Annotated in this window: 2 protein-coding genes and 1 pseudogene; all 3 read left to right on the top strand. The window is 67.8% G+C overall.

The features are described from left to right. The coding region (locus OC373_RS18610; RefSeq protein ID WP_261998264.1) for an HAD-IC family P-type ATPase at nucleotides 1-909 on the top strand (909 nt) is incomplete at its 5' end. 22 nt (nucleotides 910-931) lie between these two features. Further along, nucleotides 932-2,317 (top strand): MBL fold metallo-hydrolase, encoded by a 1,386-nt coding sequence (locus OC373_RS18615; protein WP_261998265.1) that lies wholly within the window; start codon nucleotides 932-934, stop codon nucleotides 2,315-2,317. Further along, nucleotides 2,314-2,655: pseudogene (locus OC373_RS18620) on the top strand (thymidine phosphorylase); the annotation flags it as partial. The gene OC373_RS18615 and the pseudogene OC373_RS18620, both read left to right, overlap by 4 nt.

Here is a 2,655-nt window from a genome sequence, read left to right on the forward strand (position 1 = left end):
TGGACGCAGGAGCGGTTGTTGGGCACGGCTGCCGCGGTCGAAGCGCACTCCGAGCACCCGCTGGCCCAGGCCATCCTCAAGCGCGCCGGTGCGGTCGCCGAGCGCGCTACCGCGTTCACCAACATTGATGGCCAGGGTGCCACCGGCGTGGTTGACGGGGTGCAGGTGCTGCTGGGCAACCGGATCCTGATGGTCGAGCACGGCATCGACCTCTCCGGACTGGAAGCGGAGGCCGCACACCTCACCGGTGCCGGTCGCACGGTGATCTATGCCGGGGTGGGTGGCCAGCTCGCGGGCTTCTTCGCGATTGCCGACGCGATCCGCGAGACCTCGCGCGCCGCCATCGACGAGCTGCACCGGCGCAATATCAAGGTGGCGATGATTACCGGCGACAACCGCCCCACCGCCGAGCGCGTGGCGCAGGACCTGGGAATCGACATCGTGCTGGCCGACGTGCTGCCGGGCGGCAAGGCCGACGAGGTCATCAAGCTGCAGTCGCAGGGCCTAAAGGTCGGCATGGTCGGCGACGGCATCAATGACGCACCGGCACTGACCCAGGCCGACGTGGGATTCGCGATCGGCGCGGGCACCGATGTCGCGATCGAAAGCGCGGACGTGGTGCTCATGCACAGCGACCCCTACGACGTCGTGCGCGCGACCACCATCGCCCGCGCCACCCTGCGCAAGATGCACCAGAACCTGGGTTGGGCCGTGGGCTACAACGTCCTGGCGTTCCCACTGGCGGCCGGCGTGCTCTATCCGTTTGTGCTGTCACCCGAGATCGCCGCGCTGTCGATGTCGGGAAGTTCGGTGATTGTCGCGGTCAACGCCTTGCTGCTGCGCCGCGTGCGGCTAGTCCCGCGTACCGCAGGCGGCCCAACCCCTTCCTCTCTCGAGACCGTGGCGTAGCCGCCGCCCCACAGGAGCACCCATGAACAACGATACCAATCCCACCCTCCAGTTCCTTGGCGCTGCGGGTACTGTGACCGGCTCGCGCTATTTGGTTGAAGCCAATGGCCAGCGCGTGCTGGTGGACTGCGGCCTGTTCCAGGGCTACAAACAATTGCGCGACCGCAACTGGGCTCCGTTTCCCGTCGACCCGGCGTCAATCGACGCGGTGGTCCTGACCCACGCCCACCTGGACCATTCGGGCTACCTGCCGGCGCTGGTCAAGCAGGGGTTCCGCGGCTTGATTCACTGCACCCATGGCAGCGTCGCCCTGTGTGGTCTGCTGCTCCCCGACAGCGGACACCTGCTCGAAGAAGAGGCGAAATACGCGGCGCGCAAGGGTTACTCAAAACACAAGGAGCCCCGACCGCTCTATACCGAGGACGATGCCCGCCGCAGCTTGAAGCAGCTCAAGGGATATGACTACGAGCGCGACGTCGAGGTTGCCCCCGGCTTTACGGTCCGCTTCCATCCCGCCGGCCACATCCTGGGCGCCGCCCACGTCAGTGTGGACGTGCAAGGCCAGCGCCTGCACTTCAGCGGCGATCTGGGGCGGCAGCACGAGTCGCTGATGAACCCGCCGACGCCCCTTCCCGCCTGTGACGTGCTGGTCTGCGAATCCACGTACGGCAACCGGGCGCATGTGGCCATCGACCAGGAGGCCGAGCTGGCGCCCATCATCCGCCGCGTGGCCGCCCGCGGGGGCGTGATCGTCATCCCCGCCTTTGCCATCGGCCGCGCCCAGGCGCTCATGCTGCATATCGCCCGGCTGCGTGAGCGCGGGGAGATTCCGCGCGTGCCGGTCTACCTCAACAGTCCGATGGCGATCAACGCCACCAAGCTCTACCACGCGCACCATTCCGAGCACCACGTGTCCGAAGAGGACTGCCAGCGGATGTTCGAGGTGGCCACCTTCGTCAACACGGTGGAAGAATCGAAGGCGCTCAACCGCCAGCGCGGACCGATGATCATCATCTCCGCCAGCGGCATGGCGACCGGTGGGCGCGTGCTGCACCACATCGAAGCGTTCGGCCAAGATGACCGCAATGCGATCCTGCTGGCGGGCTACCAGGCCGGCGGAACACGCGGTGCCGCGCTGGCGGCGGGAAAGCGCACGCTGCGCATGTTCGGCCGGGAGGTCCCCATCCGCGCCGAGGTGGTGCAGCTGGAAGGCTTTTCCGGTCACGCCGACGCCGAGGAGCTGCTGGACTGGATGCGCACCGCGCCGTCCGCGCCGCGCATCGTCTACCTCACCCACGGCGAGCCCGACGCAGCCGACACGCTGCGCGGGCGCGTGCAACGCGAGTTGGGCTGGCGCGCACGGGTGCCGGAGCACCTGGAGCGCGTTGGACTGGAGGATGCGCAATGACCAAGCAGGTCCCCGGCCACAACCGGCTGCGCGTCACCCGTGCCGGCATCGACACCTACCAGCAGCCGGTGGTCTATATGCACCGCGACTGCGAAGTCTGTCGCTCGGAAGGCTTTGCTGCGATGACGCGCGTGAGACTGGACGTGGGCACGCGCACGCTGGTGGCGACGCTGAACGTGGTCATCGATGATCGGCTCGGCCTGGACGAGATGGCGCTGTCGGAGGTCGCATGGAGGCTCCTCGACCCCATGCCAGAAGCCTTGGCTTGGGTCCAGCATGCGGAACCCGCGGCGTCGGCCGGTGCGCTCCGCGCCAAGGTGTTCGGTGCACGGCTGGAC

It is taken from the genome of Stenotrophomonas sp. Ste96 (assembly GCF_024519495.1).
GTDB classification, from domain to species: Bacteria; Pseudomonadota; Gammaproteobacteria; order Xanthomonadales; family Xanthomonadaceae; genus Stenotrophomonas; species Stenotrophomonas bentonitica_A.